Origin of the sequence: Paenibacillus sp. FSL H7-0756 (genome assembly GCF_038006765.1) — a bacterium.
Classification (GTDB): domain Bacteria; phylum Bacillota; class Bacilli; order Paenibacillales; family Paenibacillaceae; genus Paenibacillus_AQ.
Genome location: NZ_JBBOVT010000001.1, coordinates 1,820,803 through 1,847,690, shown reverse-complemented (window position 1 = coordinate 1,847,690; position 26,888 = coordinate 1,820,803). Strand labels below are relative to the sequence as shown.

19 protein-coding genes are annotated in these 26,888 nt (G+C 56.6%); 3 read left to right on the top strand and 16 right to left on the bottom strand.

Annotated features, from left to right (window positions below; all coding sequences use genetic code 11):
• Nucleotides 1–14 precede the first annotated feature (14 nt).
• The 3 genes from NST04_RS08290 to bglB all read right to left on the bottom strand — a co-directional run bounded on the left by NST04_RS08290 (nucleotide 15) and on the right by bglB (nucleotide 3,247).
• Nucleotides 15–986, bottom strand: a complete 972-nt coding sequence (locus NST04_RS08290) for an ABC transporter permease (protein ID WP_445667876.1) — start codon at nucleotides 984–986, stop codon at nucleotides 15–17.
• Nucleotides 987–1,149: 163 nt separating this feature from the next.
• On the bottom strand, nucleotides 1,150–2,190 hold the full coding sequence (locus NST04_RS08285; RefSeq protein WP_341183866.1) for an SGNH/GDSL hydrolase family protein: 1,041 nt from the start codon (nucleotides 2,188–2,190) through the stop codon (nucleotides 1,150–1,152).
• Nucleotides 2,183–3,247: a beta-galactosidase BglB gene (gene bglB, locus NST04_RS08280; RefSeq protein WP_341183865.1), complete on the bottom strand. Its 1,065-nt coding sequence runs from the start codon at nucleotides 3,245–3,247 to the stop codon at nucleotides 2,183–2,185. Before bglB ends, NST04_RS08285 begins: the two co-directional genes overlap by 8 nt.
• A gap of 232 nt (nucleotides 3,248–3,479) precedes the next feature.
• Between bglB and NST04_RS08275 the strand changes: the two genes are divergently transcribed.
• A complete protein-coding gene (locus NST04_RS08275; protein WP_341183864.1) occupies nucleotides 3,480–4,280 on the top strand; it encodes a polysaccharide deacetylase family protein in 801 nt (266 codons plus the stop codon).
• Between the two features lie 59 nt (nucleotides 4,281–4,339).
• On the opposite strand, the gene NST04_RS08270 is transcribed toward NST04_RS08275, so the two are convergent.
• The 9 genes from NST04_RS08270 to NST04_RS08230 form a co-directional block, all read right to left on the bottom strand.
• The gene (locus NST04_RS08270) at nucleotides 4,340–5,470 is read right to left on the bottom strand and encodes an IS4 family transposase (RefSeq protein ID WP_341182832.1); all 1,131 of its coding nucleotides are present in this window, start codon (nucleotides 5,468–5,470) and stop codon (nucleotides 4,340–4,342) included.
• 757 nt (nucleotides 5,471–6,227) lie between these two features.
• A complete protein-coding gene (locus NST04_RS08265) occupies nucleotides 6,228–7,286 on the bottom strand; it encodes a hypothetical protein (protein ID WP_341183863.1) in 1,059 nt (352 codons plus the stop codon).
• 867 nt (nucleotides 7,287–8,153) lie between these two features.
• Entirely contained in the window at nucleotides 8,154–9,449 is a 1,296-nt protein-coding gene (locus tag NST04_RS08260) for a homocysteine synthase (protein WP_341183862.1), read from the bottom strand.
• Between the two features lie 145 nt (nucleotides 9,450–9,594).
• Nucleotides 9,595–10,593, bottom strand: a complete 999-nt coding sequence (locus tag NST04_RS08255; protein ID WP_341183861.1) for an alpha/beta hydrolase — start codon at nucleotides 10,591–10,593, stop codon at nucleotides 9,595–9,597.
• A gap of 199 nt (nucleotides 10,594–10,792) precedes the next feature.
• Nucleotides 10,793–11,515, bottom strand: coding sequence for a GntR family transcriptional regulator (locus NST04_RS08250; protein WP_341185209.1), 723 nt, complete (start codon nucleotides 11,513–11,515; stop codon nucleotides 10,793–10,795).
• 10 nt (nucleotides 11,516–11,525) lie between these two features.
• On the bottom strand, nucleotides 11,526–12,539 hold the full coding sequence (locus tag NST04_RS08245; protein WP_341183860.1) for a sugar kinase: 1,014 nt from the start codon (nucleotides 12,537–12,539) through the stop codon (nucleotides 11,526–11,528).
• The gene (gene dagF / locus NST04_RS08240) at nucleotides 12,532–13,287 is read right to left on the bottom strand and encodes a 2-dehydro-3-deoxy-phosphogluconate aldolase (protein ID WP_341183859.1); all 756 of its coding nucleotides are present in this window, start codon (nucleotides 13,285–13,287) and stop codon (nucleotides 12,532–12,534) included. The genes NST04_RS08245 and dagF overlap by 8 nt, the downstream gene beginning before the upstream one ends.
• On the bottom strand, nucleotides 13,287–14,393 hold the full coding sequence (locus NST04_RS08235) for a DgaE family pyridoxal phosphate-dependent ammonia lyase (protein WP_341183858.1): 1,107 nt from the start codon (nucleotides 14,391–14,393) through the stop codon (nucleotides 13,287–13,289). Before NST04_RS08235 ends, dagF begins: the two co-directional genes overlap by 1 nt.
• Nucleotides 14,371–15,471 (bottom strand): amidohydrolase/deacetylase family metallohydrolase, encoded by a 1,101-nt coding sequence (locus NST04_RS08230; protein ID WP_341183857.1) that lies wholly within the window; start codon nucleotides 15,469–15,471, stop codon nucleotides 14,371–14,373. Before NST04_RS08230 ends, NST04_RS08235 begins: the two co-directional genes overlap by 23 nt.
• A gap of 269 nt (nucleotides 15,472–15,740) precedes the next feature.
• On the opposite strand from NST04_RS08230, the gene NST04_RS08225 reads away from it, so the two are divergent.
• Nucleotides 15,741–18,077 carry a helix-turn-helix domain-containing protein gene (locus tag NST04_RS08225; protein WP_341183856.1) on the top strand — a complete coding sequence of 779 codons (2,337 nt, stop codon included), beginning with the start codon at nucleotides 15,741–15,743 and terminating at the stop codon, nucleotides 18,075–18,077.
• Nucleotides 18,078–18,312: 235 nt separating this feature from the next.
• Nucleotides 18,313–18,462, top strand: coding sequence for a hypothetical protein (locus NST04_RS08220; RefSeq protein WP_341183855.1), 150 nt, complete (start codon nucleotides 18,313–18,315; stop codon nucleotides 18,460–18,462).
• On the opposite strand, the gene NST04_RS08215 is transcribed toward NST04_RS08220, so the two are convergent.
• The 4 genes from NST04_RS08215 to NST04_RS08200 form a co-directional block, all read right to left on the bottom strand.
• Nucleotides 18,463–19,479: a glycoside hydrolase family 130 protein gene (locus tag NST04_RS08215; RefSeq protein ID WP_341183854.1), complete on the bottom strand. Its 1,017-nt coding sequence runs from the start codon at nucleotides 19,477–19,479 to the stop codon at nucleotides 18,463–18,465.
• A gap of 257 nt (nucleotides 19,480–19,736) precedes the next feature.
• A complete protein-coding gene (locus NST04_RS08210) occupies nucleotides 19,737–22,913 on the bottom strand; it encodes an alpha-mannosidase (RefSeq protein ID WP_341183853.1) in 3,177 nt (1,058 codons plus the stop codon).
• A gap of 3 nt (nucleotides 22,914–22,916) precedes the next feature.
• Nucleotides 22,917–25,220 carry a glycoside hydrolase family 3 N-terminal domain-containing protein gene (locus NST04_RS08205; protein WP_341183852.1) on the bottom strand — a complete coding sequence of 768 codons (2,304 nt, stop codon included), beginning with the start codon at nucleotides 25,218–25,220 and terminating at the stop codon, nucleotides 22,917–22,919.
• Between the two features lie 29 nt (nucleotides 25,221–25,249).
• Complete coding sequence (locus NST04_RS08200; protein WP_341183851.1) at nucleotides 25,250–26,860, bottom strand: extracellular solute-binding protein; 1,611 nt, start codon at nucleotides 26,858–26,860, stop codon at nucleotides 25,250–25,252.
• Between the last annotated feature and the right edge of the window lie 28 nt (nucleotides 26,861–26,888).

The following is a 26,888-nucleotide window of genomic DNA, read 5'->3' as shown; positions in this document are numbered from 1 at the left end:
ATAGTGTCCTCCTGTTACCACAAGCCTTTATTGAAGCGCCGGGCAATGGCGTTGGAGATCAGCACCAAGGTCAGCGCCACCAGAGAATCGAACATCCCCAGGGCAGCCGTCAGGCTGAACTGTCCGCCTTGCAGGCCAATCGCGTAGATGTAGGTGCTGATGACCTCGGAGATCCCGGATACAATCGAATTCTGCAGCACGTAGACATGGTCGAAGCCCACCTCCATCACCCGTCCCATGGCCAGAATCAGCATAATGACGATGGTCGGACTGATCCCGGGTAGCGTAATATGGCGGATCTGCTTCCATTTGCCTGCCCCGTCCATACTCGCCGCCTCATAGAGACTGGGGTCGATGGAGGTTAGCGCAGCCAGATAGATAATGGCATTGAAGCCCGCATCCTTCCAGATTCCCGAGCCGAGGAAGATCGAGACCCAGGACCACTCCTTGAACAGGAAGGGAAAAGCCTGGCCGGTCAGCTTCTCAACCACCGCATTGGCTACCCCGGTCTGGGCAAAGATCGTTACTACCAGCCCGCCGACAATGACCCAGGAGAAAAAGTAAGGCAGGTAGACGAGGGTCTGGACTGATTTTTTGAAAAACTTGTTCCGGACCTCATTGAGCATAATCGCCAGGGCAATCGGGAACGGAAAGCTGACCAGCACCGACAATATACTGAGCACCAGCGTATTGCGGATAATCTGTACCGATTGCGCCTGGGTGAACAGATTGGTGAAATTGTCCATGCCGACCCACTGGCTGCCCCATACCCCCTCATAGAAGGTATAATCCTTGAAGGCGATGACCAGCCCCAGCATAGGGGTGTATTTGAAAATGATATAAAATGCGATAACCGGAACGAACATGACCCACAGGGGGACATTATTCTTGAAGCGGCGGGTCTGCCAGAAGCGTCTGCGGCTGCTTCCGCTCTGCCGTGAAGTGTCCAGCCGCAGCACCGCCTCATTGCTTGTATTCGCTTTCATTACGGTGCCTCCTTTCACTTGCGTGTGATGCGTGATTGCGTGATGAATGAATGCTATGGAGCTGAAATGGCCGATTTCATGTCCTCACCATAGCTGCTTTAGCGGGCCAGAGCAATATCCAGTTTTTCTGTTAATCGCCGCTGAACCCTTATACCGCCTGGGTTTACAGGATTCCTTCCAGCACCCGGGCCAGATTCTCCCCCATCCGTATATGTCCCTCATCCCCCGGGTGAATCAGGTCGCAGGACAGCCCGGCAAGGTCGTCCAGCACTTTGTTTCCCTCGATCAGGCTCAGCTTCGGGTGGTCCAGACGCTTCACATGACTGCGCAGAATATCGTTGAACTGAACATCCTTCTCCGCTATCCCGCTTCCCGGGAACCCTGCAAAATTGGGGTAGATCGTAATGACCGCCACCGGCTTCTCCGGATGCCTGCTTACCAGCTGGTCCAGCAGATAGCCGGTCCGCTCACGGAATTCGTCCGGGGACATGTGGTCACGCATATTCACGCCCAGCTCCAGCGTCATGAACGACCAGTCCTGCTGCGCCGCAAGATAATTACTCATCTCCCGTTCACAGTGGCAGGAGCCGCTCATGCCGAGACCCAGTACATCGGCGGCCAGCCTTCTTGCCGCGTGGGCAATATACGGCAGGCTGCCGTTCTCTCCATAGGTGATGGATGAGCCGTAAGCAATCCAGCGCTTGCCGGGGGTCTCCCCTTCCACCGGCGGACGGAGTGGATGGCCGAAGGTCTCAATGCCGCAGACCACACAGGCATACCGTCCGAAGCAGATCCGCCATACCTCCGGCGCAAAGCCCGCTGCCATCAGCAGATCACGCTCCGCCACCGCCAGCCTTGGCGGTTCGCTTAACTGGAGGGTGCGGATCGTCCCGGCCTGAAGCTCATGTCTGGAGTGGAACAGCCCGCCCTTGTATACCGTTACGCTGCCGTCAGTCTCAGGTAAAGTAAGCGTGACACGGATATTCGGAGCCGTGGTGACGAACCGGAGCTCGCAGCCGCCCGCTTCCCCGGCGATGAACCGCCCCCGCTCATTCAGATGCTCCCTGACGCTGCGCGGAATGCGGCGGAGATACAATCCGTAGCCCGCTGCCGGTTCCAGCTCGGCAACGTTATGGAAGGCAACCCGGTCCAGCCCCGGCAGCCCCTTGGTGCTGGAAGAATGGGTACTGGCGGAATTATACATGCTTCATCGCCTCCACCAGCAGCAGGAGCGCCATGGATTGCCCGTACGGCATCGGGCAGACCGGAATCTCGCGGTAGTCCTGTAGGGTAGCCCCCATGCCGGTGCCATAGGACACTCCCTGCACCACGCCTTCTTCATCAATCTGGCTCAGCACGTACTGAAGCGCTGCCATTGCAGGCTTGCGGCAGTCCTCAGGCAGCAGACCCTGCCGCACTGCCTTCAGCATGCCGTAAGCAAAGGCGGCGGTAGCCGAGGTCTCCAGATACGAGCTGCTGTCGTCCAGCAGGGTGTGCCATGCCCCTGACGGGTCTTGCAGCTCCGTCAGCTTGTTCACCTGGCGCGTAAGCGAGGACAGCAGGAAGCTGCTCACCCCTGACGGCAGCTCCACCATCTCCAGATAATCCGCCAGCCCGGCGGTATACCAGGAATTGCCGCGCGCCCACAGGGCCCGGGCAAAGTGATGGCTGCCCTCGAAGGTCCAGCCGTGGAAGAACAATCCGGTCACGGGATCAGTCAGATACTTAAGATGGACCAGAAACTGGCGGATGCTCTCCTGAATGCACTCCTCCTCCTTCAGTAAGATCCCCATCCGGGCCACGAACAGCACTGTCATATACAGCGTGTCGTCCCAGAGCTGTCCGGTATTCGGACTGCCGGTCACCTCATGCTGAAGCCCGCCTTCCTCCGTGCGGGGCATGTCATACAGCACGTACTCCAGCCATTCCCGGCATAGCCGGAGATAATCCGCGCGCCCGGTCTCCTCTGCCAGATAGCTTAGGGTAAGCATCGGGCACATGGTATTGACGTTTTTCTCCGGGATGCCCCCGTCAAGCTTGCTGTCGAACCAGCCGGTCAAATAGCGCAGAATCTCCTCCTCCCGGTTCTCCCGGTAGTAGCTGTATAGGGCAAACAGTCCCACCCCCTGCGGCCATTCCCAGTTGTCCATCGAGATGATGCCGATCGGGGCGGTCTCCTGAATGGAGCCTTTCATATCCTTCATCCGCTCAATGACGCGGGCGATCTGTTCCTCAAGCGCTGTTCGTGACATGGTGTGCATAATGTTCCCCCTTGTGAATGTCCTGACCAGGGCTTGCCGCTGCTAAACTGCTGCCCAATCGCCCTGTTCGCCACCTCAGTGTAGTCAAGCGGCGGAATGCCGTCCATTAACAAGAATCTTGCTTATGGCTTTCATTTCTGGCATTGTTCTTGGTGGAGCCGTATTCGTCTTAGGCGGGACCGGTGCTCACATGCAAATTCGGTATATTTTATAGTTAGGGAGGATAACAGCAATGAGAATCAAATTCGATCTATTTCCAGGCGGGGTTTCTAAAGCGCTAACAACGAGCTGGGATGATGGGAGAATCCATGACCGGCGGCTTGTTGAGATTCTGAACCAGCATGGGCTAAAGGGGTCTTTTCATCTCAATTCGGGGTTCTTCGGCAATGAAGGCTACATCTCGGGGGACGAAGTGGCTGCGCTCTATGAGGGGCATGAGATTTCGGCGCATACCCGCACTCATCCCTTCCTCTCCATGACCCCGCGCGAGGGCATCGCCGATGAGATTCTGACGGACCGCAAGGCTCTGGAGGCCATCGCCGGTTATCCGGTTCGGGGCATGTCCTATCCGTTCGGCAATTACAGCGATGCGGTGCTGAGCGTGCTTCCGGCCCTCGGGATTGAGTATTCCCGCACAGTGAAGTCGCATGGCAGCTTCAGCCTGCCGGACAACCTGCTGGCCTGGCATCCCACCTGCCATCACCGCGATATGCTCGCCCTGGGCAAGCAATTCCTTGAGGAGAAGCCCCGGTTCCCGCACATGCAGCTGCTGTATGTCTGGGGACACAGCTACGAATTCAACGACAATGACAACTGGCAGGAGCTGGAGCAGTTCGCCGCCATGATGGGCGGCCATGAAGACATCTGGTATGCCACCAATATTGAGATCGTGGACTACCTGTCCGCTGTGCAGGGACTGCGCTTCTCGGCTTCGCAGGAGATGGTGTATAATCCGGCCGCTACGGAGGTATGGATCTCTGTGGGGGATGAAGTGCGCCGTGTTCCGGGCGGGGGGACGGTTAGACTGGGGTAGAAATTGCTGGCCACGAAGGAGAAATGTTGCATAAATTGCAGGCGTGTTGATTACCTATATTATGGGATTTCAAAAACACCTATATGATCTTTACGCCTGAGCAGACTCAACTGAATCTGCCACTCCAGCGGAAGATTAAATATACGCCAGTACTGCATAAATTCCCAAAGAGTCAGCCTAGCAAAGACCGGTACCTTCGGATGAATTTCATCAAAAATGTATTTCAGAAGCACATACGCGGTAAGGGCCACAAACAATTGGCTATATACTGCATTTTCGGTGGTTCCAAATAGACATGGGACATTCAAATGCTGTTTCACCCAGCGGAAAAAGACTTCAATCTCCCATCGTGCTTTGTAAATTTCAGCAATCACCTGAGCGGACTCTTTTCTCAAATCGGTCACGACACGTACGACTTCACCCCGGTCATTTTCAAATTCAACGACGCGGTGGCGCTGGGCGGATTGGTGTTTCCCTTGACCAATATAACAGGTGATATCGCGTACGATTTGGGTGTCTCCCTCCGCCGGTCGCCGAAGCTTTCGCGGCATCACCAAATGGAGGTTGTCTTTCAGACGAATCACAAAGGACTGACCTTGCTGCACATATTGATCCAATCGACCGATTTTGCCATACGCCCGATCCTGAACTAAAAGGTAGTCCTTATCGGCCAAGACTTCTCCAAATGGAGCGTCATTACGCCGGGCAATCGATTCGACCACCTTCACGGGTGAATGCTGTCCCTGCGAAAAAGCAACGTGCAGTTTAATGCCACCTCTAAATTTTTTATACGGAGCCCAAGACATGCGGGAGTTGGCTGCCGTAACCGTCGTAGAGTCAATCAGCAGCAGATCTTTAGGCAGATTCAGGTGCCGCCGGGTTTGCCGGTTACATTTCTGGACGAGCATTTGAAACAAACGCTTGAAGATATCGTAAGGCACTTCACCGGCTTTGCCCGAAAGGGTGGAGTAATGAACCTTGGGCAAACCGTAGTTCGAGCCCACCCGAGCACTTTGACGAAAGCCATCCCATTGGTGGTAGCAGGCTTGGACAAAGTAGTCGAACAACACACCGACGGTCATTTTGGTTCCCGTATCCTCGTAGTCCTTGGTTTGCCCGCTTACCTTTTGGACTTCTTCCGAAGTTAATACTTGTTTGAACACGGCCAAGAATGGGGTATATTTATTCATGAGGTCGCCTCATTTCGGTTTGGTTTGGTCGTACTTACCATTACCCGAAATGGCGGCCTTTTTTGTCCCTTTTTATGGGAAATCAACACGCTTACATAAATTGCAGCTTTGATTCATTACTCCCGGGGTTTTGAGAGGAATGTTGTACAAAATGCAGGAATTGTCTCGCCCATCGGTTCGGGAGATGAGAAATGCTGCATTTCATGCAACAATCCATAGTTACAGCCGACTTAACGCGGGGAATGTTGTATTTAGTGCAGGATTTCGGATACAGCAGCCGGTTAGTTCAAAGGTACACTGTGGTGTGGTAACTCCCTGCTATATGCAGCACAATATAACCCGATTCCGCCGCAGCCTGAATGGCTGGTGGAGTCGGGTTATTGTTATAGTAGAATCGCTTAGGCACTGAGAGTTATCGGTAATGTATATATAGTCTGGCGGCCCAAAGGCCTGATTACCGGCGTGTGACGGTGATAATGCTTCAGGCGGTGGCAGCAGCTTAAGCAGCTTGAGTCGTAGCGCTGGCAGTGCGGATGAATGCAGCCTACAGCCTGATTACCGGCGTGTGACGGTGATAATGCTTCAGGCGGTGGCAGCAGCTTGAGCAGCCTGAGTCCTAGTGCTGGCAGTGCGGATGAATGTAGCCTACAGCCTGATTGCCGGCGTGTGACGGTGATAATGCTCAGGCGGTGGCAGCAGCTTGAACAGCTTGAGTCGTAGCTCTAGATGAATTAGGAGCAGCCGCCCTGTCCGCCTGCTACTGCCACCCTCCGGCGGCGGCATCTGGATTGTCCTGCCGGGCAATCCAGGTCAGGCAGGCCGCCCGCAGCAGCGCGTCGGTCCGCTGGGCCGCGCTGCAAAAGACCCCGCTCATGCCGATCTCATACAGATCGGCCAGCGCATACGCCGCCGGTGCCCCCGCGGCGAGCACTGCCGCCGCCGGCCGCACCCGGCGCACGGCGGCCAGCACCCCAGCCGCCGCCAGCGCGAAGCTCTCGGCGGCGTTCTCTCCGGGCGCGGCCTCCGCCGCCGCGCCGTCCAGCACCAGGAAATCGGCGATACGCGCGATTTCCCCGGCGGCAGCCTGCCCCACATCGGGCGCGAGCAGCGCCCCGATGCGGCAGGCTGCCGCATAAGCGTGGCCGAGGGTCTGCTCGGCCACGCCCTCAATGAATTCGCGCTGCGCCGCGAATTCCTCCAGGCTGGCGGGGTACGGCGCCAGCAAGTCAATGCGGCTGTCGCCGCCCAGCCGCTGGCTGTGCAGCGCGGCGGCGAACAGCGCATCAAGCTGCGCATCCTGAAGCGCAGCGAGTCTGGCCGGGCGGGCAGCGAGCTCCGGCGTATAGAGCAGAGCAACTGCGGCCCAGACGCCGTCCGCCGACTCCAGGAGGTCGGCAGCAGCAGCCCGCAGCCGGTGATAGATCCGCTGCAGGATACGCTCCGCCTGCTCCTCATCACTGCATGACATCCAGCTTGAATAGAGTGCTGCGACCTCCGGCGCAAGCAGCCATTCCTCGCCCCGGATCAGGCAAGGGCCCGCAGGGTAGACACCCGGCTCTGCGCGTTGAAGAGACCGCTCGCCCGCTCCATCACGCAGGACCAGGAATGCCTGACGCTCCCCCGGGCGGCGGGAATAAGTCCGCTCCCGGTTCACTTTTCCCTTACGCGGCTCCCCCTCAGCAAGAAATTCCGCTGCGGCGGAAGCTACAGATGCGGACTGGCTCATCTCTATGCCAATGGTCCGGTCGCCGGTGTTATACTTGAACGGGCGCTCTTCCTTGTTTGGATCATCCTTCTGCTGGCGTTCACCCTTCATCCTCGCACCCACCCTTTACCTTTGAATTACTGCCGCTCCGCTCCCCCTGAGGAGAAGCTGCCAGCATTTTAAGAGGCTTCAATCTATAAATACTGGCAAAGGCACTGAAATATGCAAACGGTATCAAATGAATGCAGCAGCACAATCTTACCCGGATGGGTAGTGGACAAGCGGTGGGGGGACGAGCTTCAATCGGCAGGCGAGCTGAAATAGGCGGGAAGTAACCTTTACATATTCTTTTATTAATCTCTATAGACTTCGAATTGATTTAAGGTTCGGGTTGACGCTTGGTGATCTGTTGTATTTACTACAGCAGATCTTCTCTTTAGCGGCTGTAAAAAGCGATCTGTTGCAGTTTGTACAGCAGATTTTCGCGGAAAGGGTGTTTTGGAGGCGTATGCCGGAAATCTGTTGTATGGAATACATCAGAACGGATTTTAGCGCCGGATATGGCCTAATCTATTGTACAAAATACACTCACTGGCCCATTTCTTGCGAATCAACTCCTTACAAACCGCTTCTCTCACGAACCACTTTTCTCACAAACCCATTTTCTCATTTCCTTGCGAATCAGCTCCTCACAAATCACTTCCTCATTTCTCACATCCTCGCACCCCCTCCTCCCTCTTCCCATTACTCCCACACCCACCCCCTGCTCCCACAAAAAAAGACCACCGCCTAATACAGAAACATTCTGCATCAAACAGTAGTCTTTAATTTCTCTTCCTAATTTTCCAGGAACTGCGATCTATTGAAAGCAGTGGGGGAAATCGACAGCTTTTGCTCACCGTCTATCCAGCTACAACTCTCTAGCAGCTTAGCGGCTCAACCTCTCCCTCCAGCACAGCCCGCTCCCGCTAATCCCGCTTAAGCCTGCTGGCTGGCAGCGATCGCCTGCTCCAGGTCGTAGAGGATATCGTCGATGGATTCGGTGCCGATGGACAAGCGCAGCAGCTCCGGTGTAACACCGGCGGTAATCTGCTCCTCGACCGACAGCTGCTGGTGAGTGGTGCTGGCCGGGTGAATAATCAGCGACTTGGAATCGCCGACATTGGCCAGATGGGAGAACAGCTTCACGTTCTCGATCAGCTTCACGCCTGCGGCCGCCCCGCCCTTAATTCCGAAGGTCAGGATCGCGCCCTGGCCCTTAGGCAGATATTTCTGTGCCAGCTCATACGAAGGGTGACTCTGTAGTCCAGCGTAGCTGACCCATTCTACCGAATCATGCGCCTCCAGATACTGGGCAACCTGGAGTGCATTCTGGCTGTGGCGCTCCAGACGCAGGTGCAGCGTTTCGAGACCCTGCAAAAGCATCCACGAGTTGAACGGTGAAATAGCCGCGCCAAGGTCACGAAGCAGTTGAACCCGCGCTTTGATGATATAAGCAATCGGTCCGACCGCTTCAGTGTAGACTACCCCGTGGTAACTCGGGTCCGGCTCGGTCAGGCCGGGGAATCTGCCGCTGGCCTTCCAGTCGAACTTGCCGCCGTCCACGATGATTCCGCCGATGGAGGTACCGTGGCCGCCGATGAATTTGGTCGCCGAGTGTACGACGATATCCGCCCCGAATTCAATCGGACGCAGCAGATACGGGCTTGGGAAGGTATTATCTACAATCAGCGGAATTCCATGCTCATGGGCGATAGCCGCCACTGCTTCGATATCCAGTACATTCCCTTGCGGGTTGCCAATGGTCTCGGCGTACAGCGCTTTGGTCTTGTCCGTAATCGCTGCCCGGAAGTTCTCCGGATTGTCGGAATCCACGAACTTCACTTGAATCCCCAGTTTAGGCAACGTTGTAGAGAACAGATTATAAGTCCCGCCGTACAGACTTGCGGAGGATACAATCTCATCCCCTGCTCCGGCAATATTCAGAATAGAGAAGGAAATGGCCGCCATTCCGGAAGCGGTCGCCAATGCCCCTGCCCCGCCCTCAAGCGCGGCAAGACGCTGTTCAAACACATCCGTCGTCGGATTCATCAGCCGGGTGTAGATATTACCGAACTCCTTCAGCGCGAACAGATTCGCGGCGTGCTCCGCATCACGGAACCCGTAGGATGTGGTCTGATACAAAGGCACGGCACGGGCTAAAGTAGTGGGATCAATCTCCTGGCCTGCGTGGACGGCGAGGGTTTCAAAGGACAGCTTGCGCTCTTCTGACATGGGTGTTTCCTCCTCTAAAATAGGTAATGTCAAATGTTAACTCTACAAGATTGTACCTATTCTCTCACAAACCATGTCATTTGAAAAGATAAAATTCTTATTAATTCACTGTGTTTTATTAAGTTTAGCAAACCCCGGCAGAGCCTTAGGGCTGCTGCGCTATCCCCCTCATGAAGCTCATGAATTTCTCCGCAATTTGCTTGGGATGGGAACGGTATACATAATGATTGGCATCCAGCAGCTCCATTTCTGCATGTACGGAATTCTTGATCAGCTTCTCATGCTCAGGAATCCATTGATCCGTTGCCGGATGCTCCGCCTGGACAAAGAGCAGGACAGGAAGATTGGGAGGAAACGTTACCTTCCGCTGTTCAGCTTTTTCAAAATTGGAAAGCATACTCTCCGCCTCATTTAACTGCGTCGTATTGTACATATTTTTCTGTATCAGCAGGTTCAATTGTTCTTTGGTATGTGCATCATAAGACAGTCCCTCATAAGGGTCGGCACTCAGCTTCAATTGCAGCCTTGCGAAGCCCAAATCGCGGAACCATTTAACCATGGTTGTCTCTGAAGACTCAATCTTTTTCTCACTGAGCGAGGGTACACTGCTGTCCAGTCCGACAAATGCACTGACTTCATCTGAATATTTGTTCACATAATCAAGACTATAAATGCCTGAAATAGAATGGCCCATAAGAATGTAACGGTCCATATGGAGCTGCTGTAATGCTTCATGAATTTCACTTACGATATTCTCTGAGGTTCGTTCTTTCTTCGTTGCGTCGCTTAAGCCGTAGCCGAAAGGCTCAACCACTACAACCTTGTAATGTGGTGACAGCTCGTCGATAAGCAGTTTGAAATCAAGCGCCGGTGAAGCAGTTCCGAACCCGGGAAGCAGCACGACCGTGTCCGGGCCAGCGCCCTCTATGAACACATTCATATTCTTGCCGTCTACGGATACATGCTGGCCGTAAGGCTCTATCCTTTTGGCTTCGGCATTGCTGCTGATTACATTCGTGATATACACAATCCCCACAAAAAGTACAACAGCGAGCAGGATGACTCCCAGTATTTTAAGCAGAATGTTGCGCACTTTCTTGAACCCCGTCTGCTTTCCCGTTGTCTTCTTCTCCGGTGATCTCATATTCATCTTCTCCTGTCTTAACTGGTAGTAAGCTTGCGTCCTTGCCGTTCATGCAAGCTTACCGGACGAAGATGTCCTCTCTATGACGACAATATGAACGGAAGATGAACGGAAGATGTACTAAAAATGCTACGGTTACCTACAAGCAAGCTTGTAGGTAACCGTAGCATTGTGATGAGAGTGATGAGAGTGACGAGCCTCAAGTATCATAGCTGACCAGATAATGATGGAGCTCCGTATTATAGCAGCCGATACTGTGTTCGATCAGCCGGCCCTCCCCGTCATATGAGTTACGCAGACGCTTCAGCACAGGCGTCCCCGGCGGCAGCTTGAGCAGCAGGCATACCTCGGGTGGTGCCGGCTCCACGAAGAAGCGGTCCCTAAAGTTCTCCAGCACAATGTCGTTCTCCTCCAGCGAGTCGTACAGGGACTGGATGTCTGCCCCCATCTCTGCCGTTCCCCCGCCGGGCAGGGCTGCTGCCGTCAGGAAATGCACCAGATGTATATAGGGCTGGCCATCCAGAATATACAAGCGTTCGATCCGCTGGCAATACGGCCCGTAGCGGCTGTATTCCTCTGATCCTGCTTCATTCGCGAGGCGCTGGGATGCGAGCAGCTTCTTTTCCAGCTTATGGCCTGCTTCGACCAGCAATTCCGTGAACCGTTTGCCCTTGGAGAGCTTCTGGTAGGCGGTATTGCGCATGACAATGGTTCCGACGCCGCTTTTCTTCTGCACATAACCTTCCTGGGCCAGCTCCTGGACCGCGCCGCGGACCGTCATTTTGCTGACACCGAACTCTTTCTCGAGCTGAGGCTCGGAGGGGATAATGCTGCCGAGCGGGTATACCCCGTGCAGAATCCGGTCTTTGAGGATCTTCTGGATCTGCTGGTATAAGGGGCCTTGCTTGCGTTTCAGTGACACCTTACGTTCACTACCTTTCAACATCTAAGGTATGGCCATCCAGCGCCCGGAGCACCTCGCTCTCGGTAAACAGCGCGGTATCGCCCGGGAGGGTATGGGCCAGCATCGCTGCGGCTGCTGCCATCTCCACCGTCTGCTGCTGCGGATACTCCTGCAACTCACCATGGATAACAGCGCTGGCAAAAGCATCACCGGCACCAATCCGGTCATACACCGGGAAGGTCAGCTTGCGGGAGAACGCGAATGTGCCTTGACGGTACAAATATCCTGTCAGGGAATGCGTATTGTCCGCATTAATCTCACGGTGGGTGCCCGCTGCCGCTTTGATTCCGAAGCGCTCCGCCACAGCGGGAACCGCTTGCTTCAACTGTGTTATTCTATCATAATCTGCTGCGGCGGTGCCAAGAATGTACAGCGCATCCTTTTCGTTCATCAGCACCAGATCGGCAAGCGCAAGCAGCTCCTCGTAATGAGGACGGGCTTGGGCATACCCCGCCTCACCCCATAACGCCGGACGGTAATTGCAGTCAAAAACCACCATGCCCCCCGCATGCTTCACCTCCGCCGCAAGCTGCTTCATCTGCCCGCGCACTCCGTCATTCATAGCCAGCGTAATGCCGCATAGATGGAGCACATCCACCCGGGAAGCCAGCGCCGCCATATCATACTGACCAGCCTCAGCGGTATTGAAGCTGCTGCCCAGCCGGTCGGTATACGTGACTCTTCCGGGGCGGGCGCCGAAACCGTTCTCCAGGAAGTACATTCCGAGGTGCTTGCCGCCCCGGCGGATCAGTGACGTATCCACCCCAAGCTTGCGCAGATAGGCCATCGCAGCTTCCCCCACTGGAGTCTCCGGCAAGGTTGTGATCAGTGCTCCATTATGGCCGTATCTGGCGAGCGCCGCCGTTACATTCACCCCGCTGCCCGAAAAAGAGTACTCCAGCCTGCTGCTCTGGGCCAGCGTCTCCACCCCCGGCACCTGCAGCCGCATCATCACTTCGCCGAAGGCCGCGATTCTAGGCATACCGGTCCACCAGCAATTTTATCGTACGGAGCAGCGTGCGGACATCCTGCACCTTCGTGCTTCCGGTCTGCGGATCGATAATGGAAGAATAGATATGCGGGATCACCTGCGGTACGCCTGCCTGAAGCGCAATCTCCAGAATGGGCGCGAAGTTATCGAGATCGATTCCGCCTGTAGGCTCCAGGGCAAATCCGGCTTCTCCGCAGGCCTGGGCCACCGCACGATATTCTTCTTCCAGCTCCAGCCCTTTCATCGGAAAATATTTGAGTGCATTGCCGCCCATATCCCGGACAAGGGCGATGGCGGCGTGAACCGGAACGATGGCCTGCGAAGCATTCCCCGCGCTGACCGGCCCGGTGGAAATATTGACATAGCCCGGCTGTCCGCAGGGAGAGACCAGGCTGTTAATCCAGCTGTCCTTCGCTCCCAGATTAGCACGGGTTGCGCCTACAGCCGGAAAGACCTGGTTGATATGGCTGCCCGCATAGCTTGCAGCAATCTCTGCAACCACCGCCGCCTGGCGGTTGTCCCCGGCGCCAAGCCCGATGGATACGGCATCCTGGATCGCCTGTCCGTACTCCGTCATAGCGGCGGACGCTTCCTGGGCGTTGGCGTAATTTTTGGAGAGTACGCCTACCAGCACATGCCCTTCGGCAGCCTCGTAGATATCCTTGGCGTTCCCGATACTGCTGGCCAGGACATTCAGTGCCGCTCTGTTCTTATAAAAACGCTCCTGAATCTTGCTCATTATGATCTGCCCCCTATAATCTCTTGAATTCTGCTGACGATGACCTGAAGATCATCGCCCTGGAGCGGCCTTGGATCGATATCGAAATACCCCTGCTTCACTCCATAGTCCCGCGTATACACGGCAATATCGCCTTCCCGCAGGCGGTCATTGACCTCCCTTGCATCCACACCCGCAGCAGCGGCATCAATCTGGATGCGTCCCCGGTAAATTGCCCGGCCCGCTTCATCCTGCACGATGCGTACCGACACTCCGGGAAGACCGGCCAGCGGCTGAAGCGCCTCCAGCGCCTGCTTCTCCTGCTGGCTGTTGTCAGCCTTGTCCTGGTATTCGTCCAAAGCCTGGAGCAGTCCGAAGGTGGTCTCTTTGCCCACCTTCATGCTGCGGCCGATCCCGTGCAACTGCACCTTCAGCCACTGGATGTATGTCTTCCCGCCCGCTACAATGCCCGAAGTTGGACCTTCCACAGCCTTCGAGCCGCTGTAGATGGCCAGATCGGAATACTGGACATACTTGCGCAGATCCTCTTCCGCAGCCGCATCCACAATCATCGGCACGCCTCTGCGCTGTGCAACCTCCCAGGCTTCCTCCACAGAGATCATATTCTTCTGAACAGCGTGGTGGGATTTCACATAGAGAATCGCTGCAGTACGTTCCCCGATGGCCTGTTCAATATGCTCCTTGCGGCCTTCGTTGGCATACCCAACTTCGACCACCCGGCCGCCGCCGAGGAAGACCATCGTCTCCACCGGCGCTCCATACTGCACATTATGGCCCTTCAGCATGATGATCTCATTCTTCAGCACCGGCTCCTGGTGCAGGCGCAGGCTGAGCCGCGGATCTCCTGCGGTTACAATAGCTGCGACCGACAGCGCAATGCCGCTGGAAGCCGAGTTCACGACAACAGCCCCTTCGGAGCCGAGCAGACGGGCGATATAATCTCCCGATTTGTCCACCAAATCCGCGATTTCCACATACCGCTGCCCTCCTTGCTTCATTGCCTCCATGACTGAATCCGCCGGTGCAGACACGCCAAGGATGCTCATTCTTCCGCTCGCATTAATCACACGCTTCAATCCATATTTAGCCTGTAATGAGTGATCCATTGATAAAGACTCCTTTTGCTTCAATATAGTGGTGCGCGGTCCGGACCTCGCCTTCCGAGTCCTGCAGTTGCTTCTCCCCTGCTTCCAGGGTGAACAAGGTCAGATTCGCCTGCTCCCCTACCCGGATCTGCCCCAGCTCCGGCTTGCCGAGCCACGCTGCGGCGCTGCTGGTGACGGCACGGATTACCTCTTCCAGACTGTAGCCGAGATAGAGGAACTTGGTCAGTACATCCGCCATGCTGTACACCGGACCGTTCAGCCGGTTGCCCCGGTAGATGTCTGTGCTGATCGTATTCAGCACGATACCAGCCGCCTTCGCCTGTTCCGCCACCCGGAAGGAGAAGCTTGCGGTGCCATGCCCTACGTCCAGTTGGACACCCCGGTCTACAGCATCCAGCAGTTCCGGCAGCGGTGTGCCGTCCGCCCGGAACAGATTGTTGGCTTTGCCGTTCAGGTAATGAGTAATTACATCGCCCGCCCGCAGCAGCTCCAGCACTTCAGAGATAGCAGGCGGCGCGGAGCCGATATGCACCATGAGCGGAAGCTTCGTCTCATCCGATAATGCCCGTGCCAGCTTAAGCGGCTCTATGCCGCTGCCCTTAACGACGCTTTGGCTGATGCGGGCTTTCAGGCCGACGATAAATTCAGGATACGCTGCTGCTGCGGCAAGCGCGCAGGTCCGGTCAATCCAGTCTAACTGAGAGAGCTCATCGGTCCGCGCAAGTCCGATTCTTGAGATATTGAGCAGCGCGAATACCCGGGTATCGGCCAGAAGACTCGCACTGTAAAAAGCCCCGATCCGGTCTGCTCCGCAGCTCCCGGCATCCACCAGTGTTGTCACTCCCTGCTTCACCCCGATCTCGTCGATCTGATCGCCGTAGGGGTCAAGCTCCGGCACAGCATGCACATGCAGATCAATCCATCCGCTGGAGCCGTATAATCCGGAGCAGTCCAGCAGGGTCCTGCCTTCCGCCTGGCCCGGCGGGGTAATCGCGGTGATGAGCCCCTCCTTAATGGAGATATCCACACTCCGGCCGTCCACCAGCCGCAAATTGCGCAGCACGTTCTCTGTGCCCACTCGTCCCATCTCCTTCTTCAATTACAGATTTACAGGGGAATTACAAAAAATGATTAATGACATGAACTCCATACATCCTTATATTTAACAATAAGCAACGGCTCTACCGTCCCGTCATTAAAATATAAAGCTGCTTCACTCCAAAGATTATAATGTTATAATGTTTATAGTAGCACAAGTGTAATCCGGAAGAGAACTGCAATTTCTAAATCAACAGGTTCCATCCAAGCTTTCTGGTCCGAATATCTTAACACTGGAGGTACTGCTGCATGTCCAATCCCGCACCCCAGCCATCCTTGCTGAACCGGTTCCGGCTGACCTGGAATCACTTCAAGTCAAGGCTGCTGCTGAAATACGCTTTTTCCTATATCCTCATGTTCCTGATCCCGCTCACCGGCGTTACCATCTTCGTCTATGAAAACGCCGTCAAGGGCCTGCGGGTCGAAATTGAACAATCCAATGTTAATCAGCTTAATCAAGTGAAAAGCACCATCGACGGCCGGATGAATGAGCTTCAGGAGATCGCCGGACGCATCGCTTATGACAAGCATCTGACCCCTTATATGGTCCGGCATCCCTATTACAGTCTGGAGGCAATTCAGGCACTGGCGAATTACAAGGCCAGCAGCAGCATTGCCGAGGATCTGTTCCTCTATTTCCACGGCGATTCCAATATCTATTCTTACCGTGGGCTGGCTGATCTTCACATCACCTTCGACACCCTCTATCAGTTCGAGCGCTGGACTCCGGAGGAGCTGCGGCGTGACTTGAACGAGACCCGTCAGCCGCTGGTCCGTCCGGCCGAGAATGTGACGGTCAATTCCCGGATGGAACCGATGCTCGCCATGCTCGTCCCGGTGAAGCCGAATGACCCGTTCCCTTACGGAACAGTCGTCTATCTGATGAAGGAATCCAATCTTACCGGCGTCATGGATTCAGTTCTGAGCGATTTCTCCGGCAGCAGCTATATCTTCGGCCCCTCCGGCGAGGTGCTGACCGCGAACAGCCATGGCGTCAGCTTCCCCCAGAACGAGCTGCAGACCCTATCCGCTCTTAAGCCGGGGATTCACAATCTGGAGCTGGACGGGGAGCAGTACTCCGTGGTCTCTGTGAAGTCCGAGGAGAACGGCTGGACTTACGTCACCACGATGCCCAGCTTCCAATTCTTCAGCCGGGTTGCCCATGTTCAGACGCTGATTCTGATTGTCTTCTGTATTACAGTCGTTACCGGCATAGCGGCGGCGCTGCTGCTGGCCAAGCGGCAATACCACCCGATCCGCGATCTGATGGAGTTCGCCAAGCCGCGGGGCAGCAGCAACGAAGCTCCCAAGCTGCGCAATGAATGGGAATCCATCCGCCAGACGCTCCATGACTACAGTGCCCGGATTGATCTTCAGGAGCCTTTTGTCCGCAACCAGTGTATGCTGCTGCTGCTCAAGCACGGCCAGCCGGATGATCCCGAGATTGAACAGATGATCCTGAGCGCAGGCTTCAGGCATCCGCAGGGACAGGGCCTCTACTTCTCGGCCATCCTGTCCTGGGATGATGCAGCGCCGGGCGGCAAGTTCTGGCAGGAACGCCATCTGCTGCAGGAGATGCTCAGCAATATCTGCCTGCCAGGCCCGGATGCGCAGATCTTCGGGATTGAATTCTCGGTCAAGGACCAGTTCGCTCTGATCATCTCCCTGCCAGGGGAGGGGGAGCTGCCCGTTCAGCGCCGGATGGAGCAGGTCATTGAAGGGATTCAGGATGTGATCCGTGAACACTCGCAGCTTGCACTGAGCATCGGTGTCGGCATGGCCTACCGTGATCTCGCCCGGTTGAACCAGTCGTTCATTGAAGCCGCCGCTGCCCTGGAGCACCGGATGATACGGCGCAGCGGCCAGGTCACCTACTTCGAGCAGCTTGCGGAGCTGAATCCCGCCGCGGCCGAGAGCTTCTGGATTCCGCGCAAATCCATGCTGAAGCTGGAGCAGAGTCTGAAGCAAGGGAACGAATCGGTAGCGGCCCAGATGATTGCCGACACCATTGACACGATCAAGGACGAGCCGCTGCAGGTTCATCTGCTGCGGTGTATCTGCTTCGATCTGCTGAATGCTTTTCTGCGCACCGCCTCGGAGCTGGGTATGGATGAGGTGTTCACCAATATGCCGGAGCTGACCTCCTTCGAGACACTGGAGGAGCTGGAGAGCCGGCTGCTCTCGCTGGCTTCCGCCATTTGCGCCCAGGTGGAGCGGAACACCGAGACCAGCGAGTCTTCCCTGATGGATGACATTCTGGCGTATGTGGACCAGCAGTTCGCAGACTATACCCTGAGCCTTGAGCATGTGGCGCTGAAGTTCGCCATCTCGACCTCTTATTTGAGCCGGAGCTTCAAGGAGAAGACCGGCAGCAATTTCTCGCAATATATCTGGCAGCGGCGTGTGGACGAGGTGATCCGGCTGCTGGAGAACACCAGCGCACCGCTCAAGGAGATCATCGAGCAGGTCGGTTACCTGGATGCGCCCAACTTCATCCGCAAGTTCAAAAAAGAAACCGGCCTGACGCCGGGGCAATACCGCAAGGAACATGCCTTGAAGGGGGCCGCTGCGAAAAGACCGGTTTGAAAAACGGGCGGAGCGTCCGCCCTGAATGTTGGCATACAACCAATCCTGCACATAATGCAACATTTTACTCATCCTATGGGCCCGAACGCATAATTGTTGTACAAAAGGCAGGATTCCATCTTTATCGGGCAGCGTGGCAGGTTTATTCCTGCATTCTATGCAACATTCCTCCCGCAAAGCTCGCTATCTGTGAACCGGGGCTGCAAAATGTGCAACATTTATATCACCAGCAGCTATGCAGGTGATTCGCCACTTCGCCATTTGCGGGACGAATCACGCAGCCTGCCTCACCAGTGCTTGGGTTACTCCGCTTCGCGGGGTGATTATCTGGTACTCCGCTTGGCGGGGCGATTATCTGGTACTCCGCTTGGCGGCGGCTTCCTGACTACTCCGCTTCGTTCAGAATATGCTCCACCAATTCATCCAGCGGCACCGTGGCGAGCGCGATCGCTGTATCGGTTACCCCGTAGTAGATATAGAGCAGGCCGTCCTTGACCACATTGCCGGTCGGGAAGATGACATTCGGAATCTGGAAGCCAAATTTCTCGTAATACGTCTCCGGCTCCATAATGAAGTTATGGGTCCGGGCAATGATTTTCTCCGGCTGCTCCAGATCCAGCAGCATCGCCCCTACACGGTATACGATATCTTCATCGACGCCGTGATAGAGCACCAGCCAGCCCTTGTCTGTCCGGATTGGAGGCGTTGAGCCGCCGATCTTCCGCGACTCCCAGGACAGGTTCCCGGCGGTGGCGAGCAGCTTGGGCTCTTCCCAATGCACGAGATCCTCGGAATAGGTAATCCACATAGCGGCTTTTTCCGTCCCGTAAGCTTCGCCCACATATTCTTCGGGGCGGCGGAGCAGCACGAATTTGCCGTTTATTTTCTCAGGGAACAGGATGTTGTCCCGGTCGTTAATGTCCAGCGGCGTGGTATCGGCCACGAATTCCCAGTCTAGCAAATTGGTTGACTTCAGAATCGAGGAGCGGGTCAGCCAGTGGCCCTCCTCTTCCCCCCAGCCGTCCGGGTAAGTCGGAATGGAGCGCTCAGGGACGCCGCGCCCGGTAGGATAATAGCTCATGGCGCAAGGGCGCAAGGCGTAGTTCAGGTAGAAGGTTCCATCGATCTTCACAATACGCGGGTCCTGCACACTGCCGTACGGGAAGCCCAGCATATCCGGCGTGACAATCGGCTCATCCTTCACATGGGTGAAGTTCACGCCGTCCTCGCTCTCTAGCAAGCCCAGATAGTTCTTGCAGGGAGTCAGGGAACCGGCAGTGCGCTCGATCATATAGAACTTGCCGTTATCGATGATAACCGCAGGATTGAACACGGTCACCTTGCGCCATTCATAGCCGCCCGGGACGACAATCGGATTATTGGGATGTCTTGTAATTTGCATGTCTATTCCTCCTGCGAATGATGTTCGTGGTATATAAGAAGCACTTAGGCTTTGAACTTGAAGCTTGATCGTCACTGCGGTGAACATTTGGACTTCCGGCCGCTGTTGTCAACAGATTTCTAGATTTAATCCGCTTTTCAGCGGTTGAAATCCGTTGACTGCTGATGCTTCCGAAGTGAGCTTTCCTGCGGAAAGCTTTCAGGCGGACGCTACCGCTCCTACAGTTCCAAATTTCCCCTCCGCTTCTCTGCTTTCTGTTAATTACTTTCGTGCTTCTTATATAACTTAAGCGTCTGTACCTCATAGGGTCTGAAGGACAGCGGGATGACGCCGCCGGCGGTCTCCACGGAGCCGGTCTTGCTCTCCAGCAGATTGACGCGGCAGGCGCGGACGTCCTCGTCCTTCCAGTCCAGTGCAGCCGTCTCTCTGCTGCCCGCCGCTTCATACAATCGGACAATTGTGCCGCTGCCGTCCTCGGCTGGCTTGATCGTGTCAAGCATGACGTGGCTGCTCTGGAAGGCAAGCCAGGCATGGGTGCTTGGATAGCGGCCGGAATGTGCAGCTTCGTTAATCGCCAGCAGCGGCTCATTCAGCGCTGCCGCTTCCTGTACTGTATCGGCCTGTCGCCAATCTCCGCTGTGCGGATAGAGCGAGTATGTGAATTCATGCTCCCCCTGGTCGGCATTGCGGTCCGGCCAGCGCGGAGAGCGCAGCAGCGAGAGCCGCAGCACTCCGTCATGGATGTCATAGCCGTATTTGCAGTCGTTCAGCAGACTAACGCCGTAGCCGCCTTCGGACAAATCGGCCCAGCGGTGCCCGCAGACCTCGAATTGCGCCTGCTCCCAGCTGGTGTTGCGGTGGGTTGGGCGCTCCAGCGCGCCGAACGGAATCTCATACGTAGCCTTCGCGGCCACAATGTCCACCGGAAAAGCAACCTTCAGCAGCTTATGCTGCTCCCTCCAGCTTACGCAGGTGCGGAAATCCACTCTGCGGCTGTTCCGGGGCAGTATAATCTCCTGCTCAATCTGCGATTCACCGAGCTGCCAGCGGAACTTCAACACGGTCTGCCCAGGTCCGCTGGTGAGCATCCGGCGGTCCAGCAGCTTCGCCTTGCCCGCAGGCTGCTGCTCATAACGCGGATCTATATCCCAGGCATCCCACAGCGGCGGGGTGTCATGATAGAACTGCAGCTGGTTCCCGGTTTGGCCGGGCTGGAGCAGCTCGCGGCCAGCGCTTTTGTCATACCAGCGGCTGATCTCGCCGTCTTCATTGAAGGTCAGGATATAATGGTCCGTCTCCCATTGCTCCGGGAAGCCGTCTCCAGTAGCAGAAGAATCTGTACGCGACACATCCCTTACTCCTGCTGGCTCCGCAGCCTCCCGCAGCCAGATTGTCCGGCAGCCGAAGGCCGGAACCTTGCGGACCTGCACAGCCAGCGTGCAGCTGTCCCCTCCACCCTCTGTGTTCCAGCATTCACTAGGCAACAGGCCATCTTCATCGAAGGCCTGCATAGCAGCCAGCTCAGGCCCCCCCTCCAGCCGAAGCAGCTCCGTACGCTCCCAGCCCAAGCTGTTGAAGACCACATAGGGACGGCCCTCGCCCGATGTATTCACCTCAGCCGCCAGAGCATGCAAGGAGCGGTCCAGCACCTGCCTGCCCAGACGGAAGATCTCCGCATATTCCTCCCGCGAGGTCGTATACACCTCCGGGATGGAAGTCCCGGGGATGATGTCATGGAACTGGTTGAGCAGCAGCAGCTTCCAGCCCCCGGCTAGCTCCCCGGAGGGCAACAGATGCTGCACATCCGGCTGATCCGGCTGCTCCAGATCCAGAGCACCGTCCTTCTCCGCCAGCACACTCCAAATCTCCGCCTGCCGGTACAAAATCTCCGCCTTGCGGTTGCTGCGCTTATTGAAGGCATGGGTCGTGAAGGTTCCCCGGTGCAGCTCCAGATAGAGATCGCCGTGCCATGCCGGAAGCTCCGGCTGGCGTGAGCCGATCTCCGAGAAGAAGGCTTCCGCCGTCGAGAATTCGCTAACCGGCTGGCCCGGCGCAAGATCGGTGCGGCTCACATATTCCAGCATCTCGTGGGTGACCCCGCCTCCGCCGTCGCCGTGGCCGTAGAGCAGCATCAGCTCATCGTGCTCTTCCTTCTGGGCGTAGGCCTCCCAGTGCTCCTGCACATCCTTCGGATGCGTATGCTCGTTCACCCCATGGTTCTGATAGGCCACAATCTTCGTCCCGTCAATGCCGACCCAATGGAATAAGGTATGCGGGAAGGGATTGGTATCATTCCAGCCCAGCTTGGTGGTCATGAAATAATCGATGCCCGCCTGCTTCAGCAGCTGCGGCAGGGAGGCGCAATAGCCGAACGTATCCGGCAGCCATTCAATCGTGGACTGCTTGCCGAATTCCTTCATATAGAAGTCCTGGCCGTACAGCATTTGCCGGACCAGCGACTCCCCGCCGGGAATGTTCAGATCGGGCTCCACCCACATGCCTCCGACCAGCTCCCACCGGCCTTCGGCAATCCGCTCCTTGATCCGCCCGTACAGCTCGGGATAATGCTCTTTGGCGAAGGCATAGAGCTGGGGCTGGCTCTGCGAATACCGAAAGTCCGGGTACTTGTCCATCAGGGTGCAGACGGTGGAGAAGGTCCGGCTGACCTTGCGGACCGTCTCCCGGACCGGCCACAGCCAAGCCACATCAATATGCGACTGGCCGACCATGTGCATCGTCCCCGGGTTCAACCCCGCAGGCCGCTCGGCTGCCGCAGCTTCCCGCAGCTGTTGTTCTGCCGCAGTTACGGCACCGCCGTCCAGCAGCAGCTCCTCCTTCATATAAAGCGTGTCCATGACCCGCTCCAGCGCCTTAAGGCTGCGGAGGCGGCGCATGTCTCCCTCCGGCAGCAGGAGGGCCGCTTCGTGTACGATTCGCACCGTATGCAGCAGGCTGTATACCGGACGATTGACGCGCACAAGCTTAATTTCAATGCCCGTCAGCGGCGGCTTAATCACCGCCTGCCGGTTCAGCGGGTCCTCCGGCTCAGGCACCGGATCATACAGCTCGATGTCAAGCGTCAGGCATTCGCCCGCACGGCCGGAAGGCAGCGGAATGAACCAGTGATTGCTGTCCAGGCCATGATAGGGCGTTCCGCCCAGCCTCAGCAGGCCTTCCCCGCGTCCCAGATAGAGCAGCGCCGCTTCTTCCGGTGCCCAGTCTCCCGGAACCGTAATCTCCCGGTGAAGGAAATACGTAGTGCCATACCCACCGTCCAGCAGAGAAATATTGTATTCCTGATGCACTTCCTCCTCATGCTCATAGCAGCCGGGAGTAAGGTAGCGGGATTTACGCATGCTCCACTCCGCAAGCTCAATCTTCTCAGCCCACTGCCGCTTCGCCAGCCACGCGGTGAACCGGTTCATACGCTTCATGGCTTAGCCCTCCTCCCGGACCCGGAGCGGTGCACTCAGGTACTCGGCGGAGTGCGGGCCTGCCATCACCGTGAATTCACCCGGCTCCACGATCCGCGTCAGATCCGCCGATACATACTCCAGCTCCTCCCGGCCTACACGGAACGTAACCGTCTGCGTGTCTCCCGGCTGAAGGCTGATTTTGCGGAAGCCCTTCAGCTGCTTCTCGGGCCGGGTAATGGAAGAGGCCAAGTCGGAAATATACAGCTGGACCACCTCGCTGCCCGCCCGGTCACCGCTGTTAGTTACATCCACGGAGACAAGCGCTTCTTCATCCGCAGAGATTACAGGAGGCTCCACCTTCAGGTTGCTGTAGTTGAATTCACTGAAGCTAAGACCATAGCCGAAGGGATATTCAGCATGGAAGTCCGTCTCCAGATACCGTTTGCCTCTCGTCCGCCGCTTATAGTAGTACACGGGCAGCTGACCGACATGCTTCGGGATGCTGATCGTCAGCCGCCCGGAAGGATTCACCTCACCGAACAGAATGTCGGCAATCGCATGTCCGCCCTCCTGGCCCGGGTACCATGCCTCCAGAATAGCGTCTGCGTGCTCTACAATCCAAGGCTCGGCAATCGGGCGGCCGTTGATATAGACCACAATCAGCGGCTTGCCCAGCTTGTGTAGCTCCTGCGCCAATTCAAGCTGCACGCCCATCAGATTCAGCGTGGACCGGTCGATGCCCTCCCCGCATTCCATGTCGCTCCAGGAATGCTCCGTCACGACAGAAGCGCCGGTGAGCAGATCAATCGTCCCCTCCCCGAAGTCTCTGGCGCTGGAGCCGCCGATCGCCAGCACTACCGCATCGGCTTCGGCCGCACAGGCCAGCGCAGGGGCAAAGCCTTCCCGGGAATCCCCCTTAATCCGGCAGCCGGGCGCATACAGGACCTTATCCGCTCCGCCGCCCAGCGCCTGCCGGATCCCCTCCAGCACCGTAACAATCGCGCCTGCGGGCTGCGGCGAGGTGTAGTCGCCAAGCTGGTTGTACGGGGCATCCGCATTGGGACCGATCACAGCAAGCTTGCGAATCCCCTTACTCAGCGGCAGCGCTGCGTTCTCATTTTTCAGCATGATGATGCTCTCACCGGCAATCTTCCGGGCCAGCTCACGGTGCTCCGGCTTGCCGATGATGCTCTCCGCCTGCTCAGGATCGGCATAGGGTCGGTCGAACAGCCCGAGCTTGAACTTCAGCTCCAGAATCCGCGCCGCCGCGCGGTCCAGATCAGATTCTTGCAGCCGGCCATGCTCAATAGCAGCCGCGATATGCTGCTCGAACATCTCGCCCGACATCTCCATATCGATGCCTGCCAGCAGTGCCTGCGCTACAGCTGTTTCTCCGCTATCTGCGGTGTTATGACCATTCGTCAGCATGCCCAGCGCTCCGCAGTCCGTGATCACGAAGCCTTCGAAGCCCCACTCTTCCCGCAGCACATCCTGCAACAGATAACGGTTCGTCGTACACGGCACGCCGTCAATCTCGTTGTACGCTGTCATAATGGACAGCGCACCCGCCTCTACCGCCTTACGGAACGGCAGCAGATCAACCTCATGCAGCTCGCGCAGTCCCATATGCACGGGCGCGGAGTTCCGCCCGCCTTCCGAGCTGCCGTAGGCGGCGAAATGCTTCAAGGTGGCCAGCACGGAATCCTCCGCGTCCAGCCGTTCTCCCTGCAAGCCCTTCACAGCCTCCACACCCATAGCCGCAATCAGGAACGGGTCTTCGCCGAAGGTCTCCTCCGTCCGGCCCCAGCGCGGATCACGCACCACATCCAGCACCGGCGAGTAGGTCGCCGCCCCGCCTTGGCTGCGGGTCTCCAGCGCTACCACCCGGCACATCTCCCGGTACAGCTCCGGGTTCCACATGCTGCCCAGTGCAAGCGGCACCGGAAATACAGTCGCCCCGATCGCCATATGTCCGTGGGAGCATTCCTCCCCGAACAGAATCGGAATCCCGAGCCGGCTCTCCTTCATCGCATAGGCCTGAATCGCATTGACCGCCTCCGCCCCTTCCTTCGGGGACAGGCCGGTCTCCAGCGTAACTCCGGTCCACGGGTCGGCGCGCAGCGTTCCATACAGGGAGCCGACACCTCCGGCGGCCACCTGCCGCTTGAAGGCTTCGGTCATGCCTGTGGTTCCATCCGGCTGCTTCTCATAGCACTGCCAGCCGAAAGGCTGGACTAATTGTCCAGCCTTCTCTCCAAGTGTCATGCGCTGCTGCAGGTCCTGTACCCGATCCGCCACAGATTGTGTTTTATCCTTATAGATCATTTTTACAGCACCTTTCTGCCGAGCCTGAATTAGTTGGTTTTCCAGCGGTCATACGCAGCCTGGTTAATCTCAGCTACACGCTCTCCGCCCATCTTCTTGACAGTAGCCACATAGTTGTCCCAGCCGGTCAGCGGCTCGGCACCGGTGATGAACTTCGCTTCCATCTGCTTCACATAGGTACTCAGGTCGGAATTCAGACTGCTGATTTCCGTCTGCTCTTCCACGGTTAGGAACAGGGCCGGGAACGGAATCCGCGCGCCTTTATCCAGCAGCTTCTGCTTAGTCTCTTGCTCTACCCAGAGGTCAAAGTCTGTCTTCAGCCCCTTGTTAATATCATCCATGGACAGGGTTGGGGCAGGAATGCCGTAGTTCGGCGTCAAGGTGGCCCGGAAATCCTCCATTTCCTTGCCGTCCGGTACAGGCAGGTATTGCTTCACGCGGTTCTCTTTGTCGGTGTACTCCCAGAGCGTACCCTCCGGCCCTTTGTTGAAGAACAGGGCGCCTTCATAGGAATAGAGGTAATCTACCCAGCGGAGCGAGGCTTCCGGTGCAGGGTTACTGTTCGTAATGGCGAATGCGCCTGTTGTAATTCCTCTGTTCTTGGCAATCGCCGGAGCGGACACCGATTCACTGCGCACAGGGGCGAACATCGGATCTGCCGTGGACGGCTCTCCGCCCTTCGTCATATAAGCATGCCAGTCGGAAAAGAGCGCCACGCGGTTATTCTGCGCCTTGGCCTTCTTCTGCTCCGCCGTCTGCGAGAAGCTCTCATGATCCAGCAACTCCTCGGACCACAAGCGGTTCATATACGTCAGGTACTCCTTATAGCCTTCTTCAAGCGGTGTGTAGTGGACCTTGTCCGCATCGTCTACATAGATTTCTTCTTCATAGATGCCAAAAGCGCCCAGCAGCCAGGTACGGATATCGCGGAGGTTCGCAGCAGTTGTAGTCACTGAGGAGATTGGAATCTCATCGGCAGTTCCGTTGCCGTTCGGATCTTCCTCCTTCACGCGCTTCAGGTAGGTGTACAGCTCCTCGGTCGTTTCCGGCAGCTTATCGATGTTCAGCGCCTTCAGGAAGTCGCCGTTGTACCACATCGGGTTACGGTACCAGTGCTGGCTCATTTCCACCACCGGCAGGGAGTAGATATGACCATCCGGGGCGGTAATCGATTTGCGCACATCCGGGTTCTCTTCCAGCAGCGCCTTGAAGTTCGGGGCATACTCTTCGATCAGATCCTCCAGCGGGATTAAAATCCCCTGCTCGCCGTAATTCATCTGCTCGGCAGTCGTCAGACCGGCCGCATAGAAGATATCCGGGTAATCGCCGCTGGCGAACACCAGATTCTTTTTGGTATCGAAGCTGTCCTTCGGCGCATTTTTATATTCCATCGTAATCCCGGTCTTCTCCTTCATCTGCTGGAGCACCGGCATGTTCTCCCAGTTCTGAATGCCTACATCCGGGGCCATCATGCTCAGAGTGATCGGCTCAATCACAATCGGGAAGCCCTCCTTGTTCACCGTAGCCTCGCCAGTACTCTTATTCGCAGTGCCTTCATTGGAGCTCCCGCAGCCTGCCAGCAGCCCAACAATCACAGCCGAAGACAGCAGAATCTTCCATGGTTTACGTGTGATCTGCATTCATAATTCCTCCCTTAGGTTCATTACA